General features: G+C 71.6%; 17 protein-coding genes. 12 read left to right on the top strand and 5 right to left on the bottom strand.

From position 1 onward, the window contains the following. The first annotated feature begins 55 nt into the window (after positions 1–55). The 4 genes from map (at position 56) to JAV51_RS10390 (ending at position 4975) form a co-directional block, all read left to right on the top strand. Positions 56–913 carry a type I methionyl aminopeptidase gene (gene map, locus JAV51_RS10405; protein WP_197320470.1) on the top strand — a complete coding sequence of 286 codons (858 nt, stop codon included), beginning with the start codon at positions 56–58 and terminating at the stop codon, positions 911–913. Positions 914–1014: 101 nt separating this feature from the next. Continuing rightward, positions 1015–1767, top strand: coding sequence for a 3-hydroxybutyrate dehydrogenase (locus JAV51_RS10400; RefSeq protein ID WP_197320469.1), 753 nt, complete (start codon positions 1015–1017; stop codon positions 1765–1767). A gap of 42 nt (positions 1768–1809) precedes the next feature. Then, a complete protein-coding gene (locus tag JAV51_RS10395; protein WP_197320468.1) occupies positions 1810–3132 on the top strand; it encodes an MFS transporter in 1323 nt (440 codons plus the stop codon). Positions 3133–3136: 4 nt separating this feature from the next. Then, positions 3137–4975 carry a GAF domain-containing protein gene (locus JAV51_RS10390; RefSeq protein WP_307845847.1) on the top strand — a complete coding sequence of 613 codons (1839 nt, stop codon included), beginning with the start codon at positions 3137–3139 and terminating at the stop codon, positions 4973–4975. A 6-nt stretch (positions 4976–4981) separates the two neighbouring features. On the opposite strand, the gene JAV51_RS10385 is transcribed toward JAV51_RS10390, so the two are convergent. Further along, a complete protein-coding gene (locus JAV51_RS10385) occupies positions 4982–5668 on the bottom strand; it encodes a FadR/GntR family transcriptional regulator (RefSeq protein ID WP_197320466.1) in 687 nt (228 codons plus the stop codon). A gap of 42 nt (positions 5669–5710) precedes the next feature. Here JAV51_RS10385 and JAV51_RS10380 point away from each other — a divergent pair, with 42 nt between their 5' ends. After that, entirely contained in the window at positions 5711–6961 is a 1251-nt protein-coding gene (locus JAV51_RS10380) for an MFS transporter (protein WP_197320465.1), read from the top strand. Between the two features lie 81 nt (positions 6962–7042). Further along, entirely contained in the window at positions 7043–8263 is a 1221-nt protein-coding gene (locus JAV51_RS10375) for an MFS transporter (RefSeq protein ID WP_197320497.1), read from the top strand. A 4-nt stretch (positions 8264–8267) separates the two neighbouring features. On the opposite strand, the gene JAV51_RS10370 is transcribed toward JAV51_RS10375, so the two are convergent. Then, entirely contained in the window at positions 8268–9659 is a 1392-nt protein-coding gene (locus JAV51_RS10370) for a mycothione reductase (protein WP_197320464.1), read from the bottom strand. A gap of 273 nt (positions 9660–9932) precedes the next feature. Here JAV51_RS10370 and JAV51_RS10365 point away from each other — a divergent pair, with 273 nt between their 5' ends. Continuing rightward, positions 9933–10718, top strand: a complete 786-nt coding sequence (locus JAV51_RS10365; protein WP_197320463.1) for a trypsin-like serine protease — start codon at positions 9933–9935, stop codon at positions 10716–10718. Further along, positions 10711–11163, top strand: a complete 453-nt coding sequence (locus tag JAV51_RS10360; RefSeq protein ID WP_197320462.1) for a GNAT family N-acetyltransferase — start codon at positions 10711–10713, stop codon at positions 11161–11163. Before JAV51_RS10365 ends, JAV51_RS10360 begins: the two co-directional genes overlap by 8 nt. A gap of 3 nt (positions 11164–11166) precedes the next feature. On the opposite strand, the gene JAV51_RS10355 is transcribed toward JAV51_RS10360, so the two are convergent. After that, the gene (locus JAV51_RS10355; RefSeq protein WP_197320461.1) at positions 11167–12357 is read right to left on the bottom strand and encodes an 8-amino-7-oxononanoate synthase; all 1191 of its coding nucleotides are present in this window, start codon (positions 12355–12357) and stop codon (positions 11167–11169) included. A gap of 42 nt (positions 12358–12399) precedes the next feature. Between JAV51_RS10355 and JAV51_RS10350 the strand changes: the two genes are divergently transcribed. Further along, entirely contained in the window at positions 12400–13134 is a 735-nt protein-coding gene (locus JAV51_RS10350; protein ID WP_197320460.1) for a PIG-L deacetylase family protein, read from the top strand. A gap of 9 nt (positions 13135–13143) precedes the next feature. Here JAV51_RS10350 and JAV51_RS10345 read toward each other — a convergent pair whose 3' ends face one another. Then, positions 13144–14472, bottom strand: a complete 1329-nt coding sequence (locus JAV51_RS10345) for a DEAD/DEAH box helicase (protein ID WP_197320459.1) — start codon at positions 14470–14472, stop codon at positions 13144–13146. 274 nt (positions 14473–14746) lie between these two features. Between JAV51_RS10345 and JAV51_RS10340 the strand changes: the two genes are divergently transcribed. Further along, on the top strand, positions 14747–15859 hold the full coding sequence (locus JAV51_RS10340) for an FAD-binding oxidoreductase (protein WP_197320458.1): 1113 nt from the start codon (positions 14747–14749) through the stop codon (positions 15857–15859). Here JAV51_RS10340 and yaaA read toward each other — a convergent pair. After that, positions 15846–16589 (bottom strand): peroxide stress protein YaaA, encoded by a 744-nt coding sequence (gene yaaA, locus JAV51_RS10335; protein ID WP_197320457.1) that lies wholly within the window; start codon positions 16587–16589, stop codon positions 15846–15848. The genes JAV51_RS10340 and yaaA overlap by 14 nt on opposite strands. 160 nt (positions 16590–16749) lie before the next feature. Here yaaA and JAV51_RS10330 point away from each other — a divergent pair, with 160 nt between their 5' ends. After that, positions 16750–18498, top strand: coding sequence for a proline--tRNA ligase (locus tag JAV51_RS10330; RefSeq protein ID WP_197320456.1), 1749 nt, complete (start codon positions 16750–16752; stop codon positions 18496–18498). A gap of 12 nt (positions 18499–18510) precedes the next feature. Then, positions 18511–19530, top strand: a complete 1020-nt coding sequence (locus tag JAV51_RS10325; RefSeq protein WP_197320455.1) for a hypothetical protein — start codon at positions 18511–18513, stop codon at positions 19528–19530. The last annotated feature ends 4 nt before the right edge of the window (positions 19531–19534 follow it).

The following is a 19534-nucleotide window of genomic DNA, read 5'->3' as shown; positions in this document are numbered from 1 at the left end:
GGTTGAGGGTGGCGGGGAGGGAAGGCCGGGGGCGGCGAGTCGTAGGCTGGAGGTCATGCCCGAACGCGCACCATTGACGCCCGGCGTGCAGTCGCCGCCGCGCCCTGTTCCCGCGTCCATCGTCCGTCCCGAGTACGTCGGCAAGCCCGCGCCGAAGCGCGACACCGGCAACGGGGTGCGCTCGCCGGAGGTCATCGAGGCGATGCGCAAGGCGAGTCGGATCGCGGCGCAGGCGCTCGAGGAGGGCGGCAAGGCCGTCAAGCCGGGCAACACGACCGACGACATCGACCGCGTGGTGCACGAGTTCCTGCTCGACCACGGCGCGTACCCGTCGACCCTCGGCTATCGGGGCTTCCCGAAGTCGTGCTGCACGTCGCTCAACGAGGTGATCTGCCACGGCATCCCCGACTCGACGGTGATCCAGGACGGTGACATCTGCAACATCGACGTCACCGCCTACATCGACGGCGTGCACGGCGACACCAACGCCACCTTCCTCGCGGGTGACGTCTCCGAGGAGGTGCGCCTGCTGGTCGAGCGCACCCGGGAGGCCACGAACCGCGCGATCAAGGCGGTGCGGCCCGGCCGTCAGCTCAACGTCATCGGCCGGGTCATCGAGTCGTACGCCAAGCGGTTCGGCTACGGCGTCGTGCGGGACTTCACGGGTCACGGTGTGGGTCCGGCGTTCCACACAGCCCCGACGGTGCTCCACTACGAGGAGCCGTCCGTGACGACGATCATCGAGCCCAACATGACGTTCACGATCGAGCCGATGATCACGCTCGGCACGATCGACTACGACGTCTGGGACGACGACTGGACGGTCACCACGAAGGACAAGAAGTGGACGGCCCAGTTCGAGCACACCGTGCTGGTCACCGAGGATGGCGTGGAGATCCTCACGCTGCCCTGAGAGGTCGCGGAACGGGAGTCGGCTCACCACACTGCCGGCTCCCGACTTGTAGTGGATTCACACATGGTTGACAGGGCAGCCGGCTTCTACTGTCGGCTGTCATGTCGACCAGCTTCTTGACCGGGAAGACGGCACTCGTCACCGGCGGCGCGAAGGGGATCGGACGAGCCTGCGTCGCGGCGCTTCGCGACGCCGGGGCCACGGTGCACCTCGTCGACGTCGACGGTGACGCCGCGGAGGCCACCGCGTCGGAGTACGACGCCGTGGCCCACGTCGTCGACCTGACCGCTCCGGACGCCGTCGAGTCGCTGCCGCGCGCCGTCGACATCCTCGTGAACAACGCGGGGGTGCAGCACATCGCGCCCATCGAGCAGTTCCCGCCCGAACGCTTCGCGTTCCTCCAGCAGTTGATGGTCACGGCGCCGTTCCTGCTGATGCGACACTGCCTGCCCGCCATGTACGAGCGCGGGTGGGGTCGGATCGTCAACGTCTCCAGCGTGCACGGGCTGCGCGCGAGCCCGCACAAGTCCGCCTACGTCGCCGCCAAGCACGCCCTGGAAGGGCTGTCCAAGGTCGCCGCCGTGGAGGGCGCCCCGCACGGGGTCACCAGCAACTGCGTCAACCCCGGCTACGTGCGGACCGACCTCGTGACCAACCAGATCGAGGCGCAGGCCGCCACTCGCGGCATCTCCGTCGACGAGGTCGTCGACGAGGTCTTCCTCCGGCGCACCGCGGTGAAGCGCCTGATCGAGCCGGAGGAGGTGGCCGCACTCGTGGTGTGGCTGTGCACCGAGCAGGCCGGTTACCTCACCGGCGCCTCGCTCCCGCTCGACGGCGGCTGGACCGCCACCTGAACTTCCCCCCGTCCCCCGTCAGCACAACGAAGTGGTGATCGAATGTCCTCACCGGGTACGTCCATCAAACGCGTGGTCGCCGCCAGCATGATCGGCACCACGGTCGAGTGGTACGACTTCTTCCTCTACGGGTCGGCCGCCGCCCTGGTCTTCAACACCCAGTTCTTCCCCGAGAGCGATCCGCTCGTGGGGACGATGCTGGCGTTCGCCACACTCGCCGTCGGGTTCGTCGCGCGACCGCTCGGCGGTCTCGTGTTCGGCCACTACGGCGACAAGATCGGCCGCAAGAAGCTGCTGGTGCTCAGCCTGCTCCTGATGGGTGGCGCGACCTTCGCGATGGGCCTGCTGCCCACCTACGCCATGATCGGGGTCGGCGCGCCGCTGCTGTTGGTGCTGCTCCGCCTGATCCAGGGCTTCGCCGTCGGCGGCGAGTGGGGCGGCGCGGTGCTCATCGTGTCGGAACACGGTGACGACCGTCGGCGCGGCTTCTGGGCGTCGTGGCCCCAGGCCGGTGTTCCGGCGGGCAACCTCCTGGCGACGGCGGTGCTGGCGATCCTCGCGGTGGTGCAGAGCGACGAGGCGTTCAACTCGTGGGGCTGGCGCATCCCGTTCCTGCTGTCCGGGCTGCTCGTGCTGATCGGCATGTGGATCAGGCTCGCCGTCGAGGAGTCGCCGGTGTTCGTCGAGGCCGTGAAGAAGGCCGCGGACAAGCCCGTCGCGGCGGAGAAGGCCCCGATCGTCGCGGTGTTCAGGAAGAGCTGGCGGCAGGTGCTCATCGCCATGGGCGCCCGGTTCGCCGAGAACGTGTCCTACTACGTCATCACGGCGTTCGTGCTGGTGTACCTGACGACGCACCTGGGGCTGCCCAAGTCGCTCGGCCTCAACGCCGTGCTCGTCGGGTCGGCGATCCACTTCGTGACGATCCCGATGTGGGGTTGGCTCTCCGACGTCGTCGGCCGCCGCGTCGTGTACTTGTTCGGCACCGCGAGCATGCTGGTGTGGAGCTTCGTGTTCTTTCCGATGCTCGACGGCGCGACCCCGTTCGCCACGATCGCGGCGGTGTCGATCGGCCTGTTCCTGCACGGGGCGATGTACGGCCCGCAGGCGGCGTTCTTCTCGGAGCTGTTCGGCACGAAGGTGCGCTACTCCGGTGCCTCGATCGGCTATCAGCTCGCCTCGATCGCGGCGGGCGGTGTCGCACCGCTGATCGCCACCGCGTTGCTCGACGCGTACGGCACCAGCCTGCCCATCTCGATCTACGTGGCCGCCACGTGCGTGGTGACGTTCATCGCCGTCTACGTCGCGAAGGAGACCCGTGGTACCTCGCTCGCCGACCCGGATCGTGAGCCTTCGGTGGCAGCATGAGCGTGTGACCGACACACGTCCGGAGACGGCGACGGACGCACGGCGGCTGCTGGAGTTGCTGGCCGCGGGCGCGAGCAGCGCCGAGCTCGCTCGGGTGCCTGCGGACAGCGGCACCATGCAGCTCGCCATGCAGATCCGCCGCACGCTCGACGCACACAGTCGCCGTGAGGCCGAGCTGACCGCGTTGTTCGCCACCGCCAGCGACCTCGCGCGGTTGCGGGATCTCGACGCGGTGCTGCGTTCGATCGTGCGCCGGGCCCGCATGTTGCTCGGAGCGGACGTCTCGTACCTCACGTTGAACGACCACTCCGACGACGGCAGCACGTACATGCGGGTCACGGACGGCTCGGCGTCCGCGCTGTTCCAGCAGTTGCGGTTGGGTGCGGGGGAGGGGTTGGGCGGTCTCGTCGCGCAGACCGCCCGGCCCTACGCCACCCGCGACTACCCGAACGACGCGCGGTTCGACCACACGGGTCCCATCGACGACGCGGTGAACGACGAGGGGCTCGTGGCGATCCTGGGGGTCCCGCTGTCGTTGGGGGAGCGCGTGATCGGCGTGCTGTTCGCCTCGGAACGTCGGCCCCGGTCGTTCTCCCCGGACGAGGTGGCGTTGCTGTCGTCCTTCGCCGACCACGCCGCCATCGCCATCGACAACGCCCGGCTGATCGAGGAGAGCACGGCCGCGCTCGCCGAGCTGGGCGAGGCGAACGAGACCATCAAGGCCCACCACGAGAGCCTCGCGCGGGCGCAGGACGCGCACGACCGGCTGACGCAGTTGGTGCTCGGTGGGGCGGACGTGCCCGAGGTGGCGGCGGCGGTGGCCTCGGTGCTCGGGGGCGGCATCGTGGTACGGGACGCCGAAGGCACCGAACTCGGTCGTGCCGGGACGGGTCCGTCGCGGGCGGCGTCGACGCGCGCGCTCGCCGCGTCCCGTGCGGCGGGGAAGGCCGTCGCCGAGGGCGACGAGTGGGTGTGCGCGGTGATGGCCGGTCCGCAACTGCTCGGCAGCATCACGCTCACCGGGCGACCCGACCTGGGCGACGCCGATCGACGCCTGTTCGAACGGTCCAGCGTGGTCGCCGCGCTGCTGTTGCTGTTGCGTCGCTCGGCCGCCGAGGCGGAGGACCGGGTGCGTGGGGAACTCGTGGCCGACCTGCTCACCGCGCCCGAACGCGACCCCAAGGCCCTGCTCGACCGGGGCCGCAGGCTCGGGGTGGACCTGACCGCCCCGCACGCGGTGCTCACCCTGCAGGCGGAGGGAGTGTCGCGGGCGCGGCTGACCACCGTGGCGGCCCGGCGTGCCGCGCTCGCCGGGGTGTTCGCCGAACAGGTCGTGATGCTCGTCGCCACCGACCGGCCCGGCGACCTCGCACGACGCACGGCCTCCGAACTCGGCTCGGTGCTCGGGTGTCCCGTGACGGTCGGCGCGGCCGGACCGGCGTCGGGGCCTGCCGAGCTGGCTCGGGCGCACGCCGAGTCGGTGCGCTGTGTGCGGGCGTTGCTCGCGCTCGGGCGGCAGGGACACGGTGCCGCGTTCGGAGACCTGGGCTTCGTGGGCCTCGTACTGGGCGACCGGGCCGACGTCGAGGCGTTCGTGCGCACCACGCTCGGCCCGGTGCTCGACTACGACGCGGCGCGTGGCACCGAACTGCTGCGCACCCTGCGCGCGTACTTCGCAGCCGGAGGAAATCTCACGCGCGCCAAGGACACGCTGCACGTGCACGTCAACACGGTCGCCCAACGGCTGGAGCGCATCGGGTCGTTGCTGGGTGCGGACTGGCAACAGCCGGACCGGGCGTTGGAGCTGCAGTTGGCGCTGCGGTTGCACACGCTGTCGAGCTGAGCCCCGTCAGCTCTCGGCGTTGCGGGCGAGCAGCAGGTCCAGGAAGTCGCGCGTGAGCGAGGCGGCGCGGTCGGCGTCCCGCGCGGCGATGGCGTCCACCACTGTGCGGTGGTCGGCGGGATGCCGTTCGTGGGCGTCGGCTCGACAGGTGGTGGCGATGCTCGCGGCCATCACCTCCGAGAGCCCGCGACAGAGTTCACTCAGCACGCTGTTGTGTGCGGCGTCGACCACGGCGAGGTGGAAGGCGGCGTCCGTGCGGGCGAAGGCGTCGAGGTCGCCCCGTGCCCAGCACTCGTCGCGGTGTTCCAGCAGCCGTCGCAGTGTGGCCAGGTCGTCGTCCGTGCGCTCGGTGGCGGCCAGTCGTGCCGCTTCGACCTCCAGCAGGCGCCGGACGTGCAACGCCTCCCGCAGTCGAGCCCCGCAGAGTCGGCGGAGCGCACCTGAGACCTCGCTGGTGGCGCGGACGAACGTGCCCTGACCCTGGCGCACGTCGAGCAAGCCGCTGTGGGCCAGTGCGCGAACGGCCTCGCGGACGGTGTTGCGGCCCACGCCGAGGCTGGCCGCCAGTTCCGGCTCGGTGGGTATCCGTTCCCCGATCGCCCATTCGCCCTGGCGCACCGCGTCGCGCATCTGCTCGATGACCTGGTCGACCAGTCCCGTTCGCTGGGTGGAGGACAACGGCACCGTGGACATCCTTTCAGCCGGTCATCCTACGAATTTGTTACGGTACCGGACATGCCGATCGAGCGCGAGGCGTCCGTGCGGGACGTGACCGGGGAGAGCCCGTCGACCGACGCGACGCCGCGCGTGCTCGCCGGTCTGCTGTTGGCCGTGGCGGTCGTCCTCGCGGCGACCAACCTCCGACCCGCCATCACCTCGGTCGGGTCGGTGCTCGACGAGATGCGCGACGGCCTGGGCGCCTCGCACACGTGGGCGGGCGCCCTGACGACCCTGCCCGGACTGTGTTTCGCGGTGGCGGGGCTGGCCGCCCCGAGGCTGGCCCGGCGCATCGGACTACGCGCCGCCGTCGCGGTCGCTCTGTTCGTGTTGGGACTCGGTCTCGTGCTGCGTGTGCTCGACGGGCCCGCCGTCGTGCTCGGTGGCACGCTCGTGGCCTGTACCGGGATCGCGCTCGCCAACGTCCTCATCCCGGTGGTGGTCAAGGCGTCGTTCGCGGCTCGGGTGGGCCTCATGACGGGCGTCTACACCGCCGCGCTGCAAGCGGGCGGTGCGTTGGGTTCGTCGGTGACCCCTCCGCTGGAACCCGTGCTGGGCGGCTGGCGTGGTGCCCTGGCGAGCTGGGCGGTGCTCGCGGTGGTGGCTCTCGTGGTGTGGTTGGTCGCGACGACGGTCACCCGTGGCTCCGCCGCGTCGGCACTGACGCGCGCGACGCCGACCCCCGGCAGCGAGGAGGAGCACCGCTCGCTGTTGCGGGTCCCGCTCGCGTGGATCGTCACCGGGTTCTTCGGCTGCCAGGCATGCCTGGCGTACATCGTCATGGGCTGGTTGCCGCAGGTCCTCATGGATGCCGGGGTCAGCCGGGGCGAGGCGGGACTGCTGTTGGGACTGGTGTCGCTGCTCGGGCTTCCCGTCAGCCTGACGATTCCCGCGCTCGCCGCACGCCGAGGCAGTCAGAGCGGCTGGATCGTGACGCTCGGGGTGTTCGGCGTCGTGGCTGTCGGTGGGCTGATGCTCGCGCCGTCGGCGTCGCCGCTGCTCTGGTCGGTGCTGCTGGGACTCGGCATGAGCGTGTTCTCCCTGGCGTTGACCACCATCGCGCTCCGGGCGCGCACCAGCGCGGACACGGCCGCGTTGTCCGGCATGGCGCAGGGGCTTGGCTACCTGCTCGCCGCGGCGGGCCCGTTCCTGTTCGGTCTGTTGCACGACCTGACGGGTGACTGGACGGTGCCGTTCGTCTTCCTGCTCGTCGTGGTGGTGGCGCAGATCGTGCTCGGCTACCTCGCCGGGCGGCCCCGCTACGTGTGACCGTGACAGGACGACTGTGACAAGACTCTGACGGATTGCGGTCGACCTCGGGGAAAGCGACATACCGTACGCCGCGTGTCGATGCAGCGCGAGGTGGCCCCACGGGGTGTGCCGGAGTCGGTCGAGGACACTCGCTGGACGAACGTGGCGCTCGGCGGAGGTCTGCTGCTGGCCGTCGCCGTGGTGCTGGCGGGGTTCAACCGACGTCCCGCCGTCACCTCGGTGGGGTCGGTGCTCGACGAGCTGCGGGTCGACCTCGGCGCTTCCGTGACCTGGGCCGGACTGCTCACCACGCTGCCCGGACTGTGTTTTGCCGTGGGCGGGCTGGTCGCGCCGCGCCTGAGCCGCAGGACGGGACTGCGGTCCGCCATCACGGCGGCGTTGTTCGCCCTCGCCGCGGGCCTCGTGCTGCGTGTCCTGGGTGGACCGTCGTTCGTCCTCGTCGGCACGGTCGTGGCCTGCGGCGGGATCGCGTTGACCAACGTCCTCGTGCCGGTCGTCGTCAAGGCGTCGTTCGCCACCAAGGTCGGATTGATGACCGGTCTCTACACCGCCGCGCTGCAGGCGGGAGCCGCCGTGGGGTCGGCGGCGACTCCACCGCTGGAGACCGCGCTCGGTGGGTGGCGCCCGGCGTTGGTGAGCTGGGCGGTGCTCGCCGTCGCGGCCCTCGTGGCGTGGTGGGTCGCGACGAACGCCGGTATTCCCGGAGCACCGACCGAGGGCGACGGCGGCCATCGGTCGTTGCTGCGGGTGCCGTTGGCCTGGGCGGTCACCGGGTTCTTCGGCTGCCAGGCGTGTTTGGCCTACGTCGTCATGGGCTGGCTGCCCCAGGTGCTCATGGACGCGGGAGTCGACCGCGCCGAGGCCGGTCTCCTGCTCGGTCTGGTGTCGCTGCTGGCGCTGCCGGTCAGCTTCGTCTTCCCGGCGCTCGCCGCGCGCGGTGGGAGCCAGAGCGGTTGGATCGTGCTCCTGGGCGTGGTCGGAGCGGCGGGCGTGCTCGGTCTCGTGCTCGCGCCGTCGGCGTCGCCGCTGCTGTGGTCCGTTCTGCTCGGGCTGGGTATGAGCGCGTTCTCGCTGGCGCTGGTCACGATCACGCTGCGGGCGCGGGACAACGCGGACACCACCGCGCTGTCCGGGATGGCCCAGGGGTTCGGTTATCTCGCGGCGGCCGTGGGGCCGTTCCTGTTCGGACTGTTGCGCGACGTCACCGGCGCCTGGACCATCCCGTTGCTGCTCCTGCTCGTCGTCGCCCTCGCCCAGATCGGGTTCGGGTACGTGGCGGGGAAACCTCGGTACGTATGACGGCTCAGCCGTCGAGCGGCAGCGCGAGCAGCGCGTTCTCGACCAGCTCGGGCATCGCCGGGTGGATCCAGTACTGGCCGCGGGCCATCGACCGGGCGTCGAGCCCGAAGCTCATCGCCTGGATCAGCGGCTGGATCAGCGTGGGAGCCTGCGCGCCGATGATGTGTGCACCCAGGAGTTGACCCGTGTCCGGGTCGGCGAGCAGCTTCGCGAAACCGGTGGTGTCCTCCATCGCCCAGCCGTAGGCGATGCCCCCGTACTCCTGCGTCGCGGTCACGTACGGGATGCCGCGCGCGGCGGCGTCGCGTTCGGTGAGGCCGACCGAGGCGATCTGCGGCGAGGTGAACACCGCGTGGGGCACGAAGCGGTGGTCGGAGGCGATCGGGTCGTCGGGGTGCAGCAGGTTGTGCTGGACGACCCGGGCCTCGTGGTTGGCGACGTGCTTCAGCTCGTACGGCGAGGACAGATCGCCGAGCGCGTAGATGCCGTCCACCTCGGTGCGCTGGTACTCGTCCACCACGACGTGCCCGCTGGGCAGGGTGGAGATGCCGGTGGCCGCCACGTCGAGCAGGTCCGAGTTCGGCGTGCGACCGGTGGCGACCAGCAGGAGGTCGGCCTCGACGGTCTCGGGCCCGCCGGGCCCTTCGAGGTCGAGCGCCACCCCGTCGGCGGTGCGGCGCGCCGCGACGGTGCGGCGGTTGAGCCGCACGTCGAACCGCTGCGATGCGAGGTCGGTGAAGCGGCGGCTGATGTCGTCGTCCTCGCTGCGCAACAACGTGCCCGAGCGCGCGATCACGGTCACCTCGACGCCGAAGGAGGCGAACACGTGGGAGAACTCGGCGGCGACGAATCCGCTGCCGAGAATCACCATCCGGCGGGGCAGCTCGTCGATGCGCATGACCGTGTCGGAGGTGTGGTAGTCGACGTCGGCCAGGCCGGGGATGTCGGGCACCACGGCTCGACCTCCGGCGGCGAGCACGAACCGGTCGGCCGTCAGCGTCTCCTCACCGTCGGGCAGGCGCACGGTGAGTTCCTTGTGCCCGGTGAAGCGGGCCTCGCCCTCGTACACGGTGACGCCCGCGTTGTCCTCGTGTTCGATGCGGTAGCGGCGCCCGCCCTCGGCGATGGCGTCGATGCGGCCGAACACGCGGTCGCGGATCTCCCGCCACCGTACGGACCGTAGCTCCAGGTCGACCCCGAGCCGCGCGGCGGACTCCGGGGTGGAGGCGAGGTCGGCGGGGTGGACGAGCATCTTCGTCGGGATGCACCCCACGTTCAGGCACGTACCTCCGAACACTCCCTTCTCCACGATGGCGACCTTCTGGTCGGCGAAGCGGGGGTCGAGGATCGAGTTGCCCGATCCCGTCCCGACGATGACGAGGTCGTAGTGCGGCACGGCGGCACCTTTCGCGATCTGCACGGCAGGCGTGGGGTCTGCACCACGCCACTGTGCTCGAACAGGGTCGGCGCCCGCATTGTTCCCGGCTCGGGCGGGGACGGGAAGCACGGGAGACCGAGGCGGACGGAGATCGACTCCGGCATCGCCGCTCCGACCGGAACTCATCGGGTGATCGCGGCCCCTCGACGGGCGTAACCACTCCTTTCAGCGACAGCGAGTGACGACGTTTCGACTTAGGGTTGTGACGTCCGTAGGAGGGGAGAGACCAGCGTGTTCACGAAGATCAGGCGTCGAATCGGAGTGGCCGTGATCGGCTTGGCGAGCGTCATGTGCGCTTCCGCGGGCCACGCCGTCGGGATGCAGCCCGTCGTGGGCGGTGAGTCCGCCTCGATCGAGGACTACCCGTACGCCGCCTTCCTCGTCGACGCGCGGGGGACCCAGTACTGCGGCGGCACCGTGCTGTCGTCGACCCAGATCCTGACGGCGGCGCACTGCGCTCTGGCCGTCCGCATGTCCGACCTCGACGTGGTCGTGGGGCGTGAGCGCGTGGCCTCGAACGCGGGCGAGCGGGTGGGTGTCTCCGGCATCTGGGTCGCGCCCGGCTACAGCGATCCGCTCTCGGGGGACGACATCGCCGTGCTGACGTTGTCCGAGCCGGTGTCCGCGCCCGCCGCGCGCCTGCCGAGCAGCTCCGACACGCACCTCTACCGGGCGGGCACCATGGCGACCGTCGTGGGGTGGGGCCGCCTGTTCGAGAACGGACCGAAGCCCGGGTCGCTGCGCGCCGCCGACGTGCCGCTGGTGTCGGACGCCGAGTGCGCCGGCGTGTTCGCCGACTTCGACGCCGACAGCATGGTGTGCGCGGGCTGGGAGGAAGGCGGCATCGACGCCTGCCAGGGCGACTCCGGCGGTCCGTTGTTGGTCGACGGCACGGTCGTCGGCATCGTGTCGTGGGGCGACGGGTGTGCGGAGCCGGGCGTGCCCGGCGTGTACACGCGGGTGGTGACCTACAGCGACGAGCTCGCGCGCCGTTTGGTACGCAGTACGGGTGACTGATGCACGTCCCGAAGCCGCGTCCCTCGTCGTTCGGTCCGGCACCGAGCTGAGCACCTTCGAGCTCTACGACCTGTTGCGGTTACGGGTCGACGTCTTCGTGGTCGAGCAGGAGTGCCCGTACCCGGAGCTCGACGGCAGGGACCTGCTCCCCGGGACGCGGCATGTGTGGGCGCTCACCGACGACGGTCGGGTCGCGGGTTGTCTGCGCGTCCTCGACGAGGACGGCGTGCAGCGCATCGGCAGGGTCTGCACGGCCGACTTCGCGCGCGGCACCGGTGTCGGCGCGCGGCTGATGACGGCGGCGATGGAGCTCGTCGGCGACGCCGAGAGCGTGCTCGACGCCCAGACGTACGCCAGCGGGTTCTACGCCCGGTTCGGCTTCCGCCCCGAGGGTGAGGAGTTCCTGGAGGACGGCATCCCGCACATCCGAATGCGGCGTCGGTGACCGTCAGGAGCGGACGGGCACCGGGGCGGTCTCGGCGACGACCGTCACGGCGCGGTCGACGTCGGCGTCGGTGAGGTCCGCCCGCGCGGTCAGCCGGAGACGCGACACCCCGTCGGGTACCGACGGCGGGCGGAAGCAGCCCACGCGCACGCCACGCTCCGCGCAGCGCGCCGCCCACGCCACGGCCTCGTCCGGTCCCGGCGCGTGCACCGACACCACGGCACCGTCGGGCGTGGTCACCGACAGTCCGGCCTCGGCGAGCCGGGTGGACAGTTCACGGGCGCGCATGCGTACGCGGTCGGCCAGTTCCGGTTCGTCGCGCAGCGCGCGGAGCGCGGCGAGGGCGGCTGCCGCGCTCGCCGGGGCGAGAGCGGTGTCGAAGATGAAGCTCCGGGCCGTGTCGACGAGGTGCTTGATCACGCGTCGTGGGCCGAGAACGGCGCCGCCCTGCGCGCCCAGCGACTTCGACAACGTCACGGTGGTGACGACGTCGGGCGCGCCCGCGAGGCCCGCCGCGTGCACGGCGCCTCGGCCGCCCTCGCCGAGCACACCCAGCCCGTGGGCGTCGTCGACGAGCAGCGCCGCCGACTGCCGTCGGCACACGGCCGACAACTCGGGCAGCGGGGCCAGGTCGCCGTCCACGGAGAACACGGAGTCGGTGACGACCAGCGCGCGAGCCTTGCGGCGCGTCGCGAGCGCGTGCTCGACGGCAGCGGGATCGTTGTGGGCCACGGCGGCGACGTCGGCGCGGGACAGCCGACAGCCCTCGATCAGCGAGGCGTGGATGTACTTGTCGGTGACGATCGCGGCGTCCCGACCGCTCAACGCCGTCACGGCGCCGAGGTTGGCGGCGAACCCGGACGAGAACACCAGGGCGGCCTGCGCGCCGCAGAACCGCGCGAGCTCGTACTCCAGCTCGGCGTGGACCTCCGTGGACCCGGTGACCAGGCGAGACCCCGTGGCACCCGCGCCCCACTTCAGGGCTGCCGCCGCCGAGGCCCCGGCGACGCGCTTGTCCCTGGCCAGCCCGAGGTAGTCATTACCCGCGAGGTCGAGCTGCGTCGTCATCGCAGGGCGCGGGAGCAGTGTCCGGACCAGGCCCGCCTCGGCGCGCTGCGCGGCGGTGTCGTCGAGCCAGTCGAACACGTGCTCAGGGGAAAGGGCTGCCCTGGGCGTGGAACCGGATGCGCTCACGCTGGCAGTCTCGCACCGGTGGGCGCGGGGAGGAGGAACAGGGTGAGCGAGGACGTGCGCGAGTTGCTGCCGATGCCCGAGGACTGGAGTCGGGCATTGGCCGTGGTGGCCCATCCCGACGACATGGAGTACGGCGCCGCAGGGGCGGTGGCCGCGTGGACCGCCGCCGGGCGGGAGGTCGGGTATCTGCTGGCCACGCGAGGGGAGGCAGGCATCGACGACATGCCACCCGACGAGGCCGCGGCAGTGCGGGAGCGGGAACAGCTCGCGAGTGCCGCCGCAGTGGGGGTCGAGCGGGTGGAGTTCCTCGACCACCCCGACGGCGTGCTCGAATACGGTCTCGATCTGCGCAGGGACATCGCCGCGGCGATCCGACGCCACCAGCCGGAGCTCGTGTTGCTGATCAACCACCACGACACCTGGGCGGGCGGAGCGCTCAACATGGCCGACCACCGCGTCGTGGGGCAGGCCGCGCTGGATGCGGTGCGGGACGCGGCGAACCGGTGGGTCTTCCGCGACCTGCTCATGGAGGGCCTACTGCCGTGGTCGGGCGTGCGGTACGCCGCGGTGGCGGCGTCGCCGAAGGCCACGCACGCCGTGGACATCACCGCGACGTTCGACCGCGCGGTGGAGTCGCTCCTGCGCCACCGCGCGTACCTGGAGGGGCTGGGGCAGTCGGAGGACGACGCGCGCCGGTTCCTCCGGGAGATCGCCGTGGCGAGCGGCCGTCGGTTCGGCGGCGCGCTCGCCACGGAGTTCGAACTCGTCTCCCTGTGACGCTCGGCATCAGGCGGCGGCGTTGCGGCGACCGCCGGAACCGCGGCGCGGGCCACGTCCCCGCTGCGGCTGGAAGCGACGGCCGGGACCGTTCGAGCGCGCGGGCCTGGCGGGACGAGCGCGCTCCACCACGGGAATCCCGCTGGGCGTGCGCGCACCGGTGATGCGCTGGAGTTCCGGGTCGCCCGGACGCACGGTGGCCGAGCGCGGCCGCACCCCGGCCTGGTCGGTCATCCGACGCACGGTGCGACGCTGCTCCCGCGTCACGAGCGTCACCACGGTGCCCGACGCGCCCGCTCGCGCGGTCCGTCCGGCACGGTGCAGATAGTCCTTGTGGTCGGCGGCCGGGTCGACGTGGAGCACGAGGCTCACGTCGTCGACGTGGATGCCGCGCGCGGCGACGTCGGTGGCCACGAGCACCGGGACCCGACCGCTGCGGAAGTCGTCGAGCACACGGTTGCGCTGGCCCTGCGTCTTGCCGCCGTGCAGCGCGCCCGCGTGGACGCCGCTGGCACGCAGTCGGGTGGTCAGCCGGTCGACGTGGTGCTTGGTGCGCACGAACAGGATCGTGCGGCCTTCCCGTGCGGCGATCTCGGTGACGATGGCCTGCTTGTCACGGTGGTCGACCTGCAGCAGGTAGTGGTCCATCGTGTCGACGCTGGCCGTGGCGGGTGCCACCGAGTGGGTCACCGGGTCGGTGAGGTAGGCGCGGACGAGGTTCTCGACCGCGCCGTCGAGCGTGGCGGAGAACAGCAGGCGCTGACCGTCCCGCGGGGTCAGGTCGAGGATCTCCCGCACCTGCGGGAGGAAGCCCATGTCGGCCATCTGGTCGGCCTCGTCCAACGCCACCATCTCGATGGCGTCGAGCACGCAGGTGCCCTGGCGCACGTGGTCGGACAGGCGGCCCGGCGTGGCGATGAGCAGGTCGACCCCGCGCGCGAGCGCGTCCACCTGCCGCTGCATCGACATGCCGCCCACGGCGGTGCGGCACCACAGTCCCGCGGCCTTGGCCAGCGGGATCAGGGCGTCGGCGACCTGCATGGCCAACTCACGGGTGGGAACGAGGACGAGAGCCCTCGGCCGGCGCGCGGTGGCCTTGCCACCGTGCAAGCGGGACAGCAGAGCGAGGCCGAAGGCGAGCGTCTTGCCCGACCCGGTCTGGGCTCGACCGAGCACGTCGCGACCCGCGAGCGCGTCGGGCAGCGTGGCCGCCTGGATGGGGAACGGGGTCTCCATCCCGGCCCTGCTCAGGGCGCGGTGGAGCGGCTGGGGAAGGTTCAGCTCGGCGAAGGTGATCACCGGGGCCGTCGGTTCTGCTGTCGCTAGGGTTTGTGTCACTGATGCCTCTCGGACGTGGCGCGTCACAAGGAGGCCCTTCCACCCGGAATCGGGCAGCCGCGACACGGTTGCGGTGGGCGTGACCAAGGACGAACCCGGCGCACGGACGCGCCGTTGATGGGATGAATCGCACCGCGAACGGGCCCTGTGGGCGGCGGTGCGTCCCCGAGTCTACCCGAATCGGCGTACGCCGCCCGCGGGCGGCGTGTCCCGGTACCGCACACGCGGCGGATCCGGTTGCGCCCGTCCGTGTCGGGGCGCGACGCTGACCACCATGCGCGTGATCGTGATCGGGGCGGGAATCGGGGGCGCGTCGTGCGCCTACCACCTGGTGCGCCGTGGGGTCGAGGTCGTCGTGGTCGACGACCAGGTCGTCGGCGCGGCCACGTCGGCGGGGGCGGGCATCGTCTCCCCGTGGACGGCGCGGCAGGTCGGCCCGGGTTTCGGGCTGGCGGCACGGGCGGGCGCGTACTACCCGACGCTCGTCGAGCTGCTCGGCGAGGACGGTGAGCAGGACGTGTCGTTCGAGATCGTCGGGGCACTCGCGGTCTCGGACAGCGACGCCGACCTGGCCGGTGTCGTGGAACGGCTGACGGAGCGGGCCCGGCAGTGGCCCGAACTGGGGGAGATCCGCCGACTCGACGCGGCACAGGCACGGCAGTTGTTCCCGCCGTTGTCGGACGAGCTCGGGGCCGTCCACGTTTCGGGAGCGGGGCGGGTGGACGGCCGAGTGCTGCGGGAGGCGTTGTTGCGTGCGGCACAGCGTCGGGGGTTGCGCTGTCTGACCGGACGGGCCGGGCTGCTCGTCGAGGGGGAGCGGGTGCGAGGTGTCGTCGTCGACGGCGAACGGGTCGAGGCCGACGCCGTGGTCGTGTCGGCAGGGGCCTGGACGCCGGAGGTCCTCGCCCCACTGGGGGTGCGGCTGCCGATCGAGCCGCAGCGCGGGCAGATCAGCCACTTCGCCGTGCCCGGCGCCGACACGACGGCGTGGCCGGTGGTGCTGCCGCCGACGGGGCACTACCTGCTGGCCTTCCCCGGCTCCCACGTCGTGGCGGGAGCCACGCGCGAAACCGGGTCCGGATTCGACCACCGCGTCACGGCGGAGGGACAACGGGAGGTGCTGGAGCACGCGTTGCGTGTCGCGCCCGGACTGGGCGCGGCGACCCTGACCGAGACGCGTGTGGGGTTCCGGCCCGCCACGCCGGACGGCGCACCGATCGTCGGCTCGCTCGACGGCCACCCCGAGGTGGTTCTGACCACCGGCTTCGGGCCCGCGGGCCTCACCGTGGCCCCTTTCGCGGGGCGACTCGCCGCGCAGCTCGTGCTGGGGGAGGAACCGGAGGTCGCCCTCGACGAGGTCGCGCCGGGGCGCTTCAGCCGCCGGTGACGAGCTCCAGGGCGGTCGGTCCCGTCCGCTCGCACCGCAGGCCCGCCGCGACGGCCACGGCGACGACGTCGTCCGCGTCGGTCGGGTCGGTGTCGGTGGTGGCGAGTGCGGCGGCGAGCCTGCCCTTGTACGCCTTGTTGTGGTGGCTGACCGTCTTCCGTTTCCCCTCGGCGTCCTCGGTGACGACGCGCACGGTGATCGCGGCGGGCACCCGGGCGAGGGCGGCGTACGCGCCCGAACGCAGATCCACCACGAGGTCGTCCACCTCGGCGAGGACCGGTTCGAGCACGGGCCGCCACACCGAGCGCAACGAGCCGAGGCCCGGCACGGTGGAGCCGCCCGACAACCGGTAGGCCGGGATCTCGTCGCCCGCCCGCACCAGGCCGAAGAGGGCAGAGGCGACGACGAGCCTGTCGTGGGCGCGCTCACGTTGGGCCGCGGTCAGCGACCGCGCGTCGAGGGCGTCGTAGAGGACACCGGTGTAGCGCAGGAGCGCCGGAGTCGTCGGCGACGACCACAGCCGGGCGTTGCGCTCCACCTCACCGACCTGCCGCGACGACAGGCCCAACGCCGACAGACTCGCGGGAACGTCCTTCGCCAGCTCCACGACGGCGTCGACGAGCTTGCGGCGCACCGGGGTCAGAGTCGGGAACGACAACGCGTCGAGGTCGAGGCACCGGCCCTCGCCGCCGTCGGCCTTGGTCTCGGAGGGAGGAAGCAACACGAGCACGCCGGGCAGCCTAATCACGACGACGTGACCGCGACGGCGGGCGGTCGGCGCGGTCGGGTCCGCCGACAAATCCCGGTTGCCGCGTCCGACGCGGTGCCGACTAGTCTTCGATGCACGCCTCTCGCGGGCCGTCCCGTGTCGATACGCCAAGGAGAACACCGTGATCACCAGGATGTCGTCGCTGTTCCTGCGCACCCTGCGCGAGGACCCGGCCGACGCCGAGGTGCCGAGCCACAAGCTGCTGGTCAGGGCCGGATACGTTCGGCGGGTCGCTCCGGGCGGGTTCACCTGGTTGCCGCTCGGGCTCACGGTGCTGCGCAACATCGAGGCGATCGTCCGCGAGGAGATGAACGCGATCGGCGCGCAGGAGATCCAGTTCCCCGCGCTGCTGCCGAAGGAGCCCTACGAGAAGTCGGGACGGTGGGAGGAGTACGGCCCCACCTTGTTCCGCCTCGTCGACCGCAAGGGCGCCGACTACCTGCTCGGCCCGACACACGAGGAGCTGTTCGCGCTCACCGTGAAGGGTGAGTACTCCTCGTACAAGGACTTCCCGGTCATCCTCTACCAGGTGCAGACGAAGTACCGCGACGAGGCGCGTCCCCGCGCTGGCATCCTGCGTGGCCGCGAGTTCGTCATGAAGGACTCGTACTCCTTCGACCTGGACGACGAGGGCCTGTCGCGGTCCTACCAACTGCACCGCGACGCCTACCTCAAGATCTTCGACCGGCTGGGCCTGGAGTACGTCGTCGTCGCGGCCACCTCCGGTGCGATGGGCGGTTCGGCGTCGGAGGAGTTCCTCGCCGTCTCCGCCACCGGTGAGGACACCTACGTGCGGAGCACCGACTCCGACTACGCGGCCAACGTCGAGGCCGTGGTCACCCCCGCGCCGCCGGAGCAGTCGGTGGAGGACAAGCCCGCCGCGCAGGTGCACCACACGCCGGGCACGCCGACCATCGAGACGTTGGTGGACTTCCTCAACAACGCCGACCTGGGGCGGACCTTCACCGCGGCGGACACGCTCAAGAACGTGCTGGTGAAGACCCGGATGCCCGGCGAGAAGGAGTGGAAGCTGCTCGGCGTCGGCATTCCGGGCGACCGCGAGGTCGACATGAAGCGCCTGGAGGCGTCGCTCTCGCCCGCCGAGGTGGAGCTGCTGGAGGACGCCGACTTCGCCGCGAACCCGTTCCTCGTCAAGGGCTACATCGGCCCGGGCGCGTTGCAGGCCAACGGCGTGCGTTACCTGGTCGACCCGCGCGTCGTGCGGGGCACGGCCTGGGTGACCGGCGCGGACAAGCCGGACCACCACGTCGTCGACCTGGTGTGCGGGCGCGACTTCACGCCCGACGGCACGGTCGAGGCCGCCGAGGTGCGGGAGGGCGACGCCTCGCCCGACGGTCAGGGCACCCTCGTGACGGCGCGCGGCATCGAGATCGGCCACATCTTCCAACTGGGCCGCAAGTACACCGACGTGTTCGGGGTCGACGCGTTGGGCCCCGACTCGAAGCCGGTCCGGATCACCATGGGCTCGTACGGCATCGGCGTCTCCCGCTTGGTGGCCGCGATCGCCGAGCAGCACCACGACGACCTCGGTCTCGTGTGGCCGCGTTCCGTGGCACCCGCGGACGTGCATGTGGTCGTCGCGGGCAAGGACGAGAGCATCTTCGAGGGCGGCGAGCGGCTGGTGGCCCAGCTCTCGGAGCGCGGGATCCGCGTGCTGTTCGACGACCGCAAGGCCACGCCCGGCGTCAAGTTCGCCGACGCGGAGCTGATCGGCGTCCCGACGATCGTGGTGGTCGGCCGGGGACTGGCCAAGGGCGTCGTCGAGGTGAAGGACCGCGCGACGGGCGAGCGCACCGAGGTCGCCGTCGATTCGGTCGTCGACCACCTGGTGGAGCTCGTTCGCGGGTAAGGTCCCGCCTTCGTGGGACGTCGTCGCAGGCGCAGTGATCGGCAGAGCGGTTTCTCGGGCTACGAGGACAAGGCTGCCCTGAAGGGGTTCGGCGGGTATGAACCCGTCGAACCCACACCGACGTTCGGGGTGCCCGAGCCACCACGGCCCTCGGTGACACCGACCTCACCGACCCGGTCCGTGACGCACGGGCTCGACCCGGGCCGCCCGTCCAGCCTGCCCAAGGCACCGGACGTGCGGCTGGGCAGGCAGCGGACCGCCCCGCCGTCGCGTCGCCCCCAGGTGTTCGGATGCGGCTGCCTGGTCTTGGTGATCATGCTGATCGTCGCCGGTGGCGTGCTGTCACGACAGTCCCGCGAGAGCACGTCGAGCGACGAGGCGGTTTCCGCGTCCGTCGCGCCGACGCCTGATGCGTCGCCACCCGAGACCCGGGTTCTGGTGCCCGAGCTGATCGAGGGCTGGCAGCCCGTCGTCCAGCGCGACGGCGTCTACGCCTACGACGTGCCTCCGGAGTGGGAGCCGCGGCCCACCGTGGTGCACGGCTGGGAAGGCGACGATCCCCTCACACTCGCCACGAGCGCGTTCGTCGGAATCGGGGCCTGTGACGCGGAGGGGCTCGCCGAGCGAGGCAGCAGCGGAGTCACGATGGGCGAGGCCCCTCCCGCCGCCGAGGCGTCCGAGAGGGCGCAGCAGCTCGCCCGCCTCGCCTACACGCCCGAGGGTGGCCGACGGCCCGACGTCGAGGTGATCGAGCAGCACCCGGTCGAGGTGGCGGTGGGGGAGTCGGGCACGGAGGCGGAGCTGGTGCTCGTCGAGGTGACCGTGTCCGACGGGGGCGAGTGCCTCCCCGAGCGGGCGCTCGTGGGGGCACTCGCGTTCGGCACCGCCGGACAGTCGGTCGTCCTGCTCGCCCACGACGGTCAGGACGACTCGGGCAGCACCTCGAAGGAGGAGTTGGTCACGCTCCTGACGAGTCTGCGCACGGTGCCCGAGGACGATCGGGAGACGACGGTCGTCACGCCCACTCGCTGACTTC

This window comes from Saccharomonospora sp. NB11 (assembly GCF_015910535.1).
GTDB lineage: Bacteria > Actinomycetota > Actinomycetes > Mycobacteriales > Pseudonocardiaceae > Saccharomonospora.
Note: the sequence above shows the minus strand (reverse complement) of the source record. Positions and strands in the feature narration are given on the sequence as shown.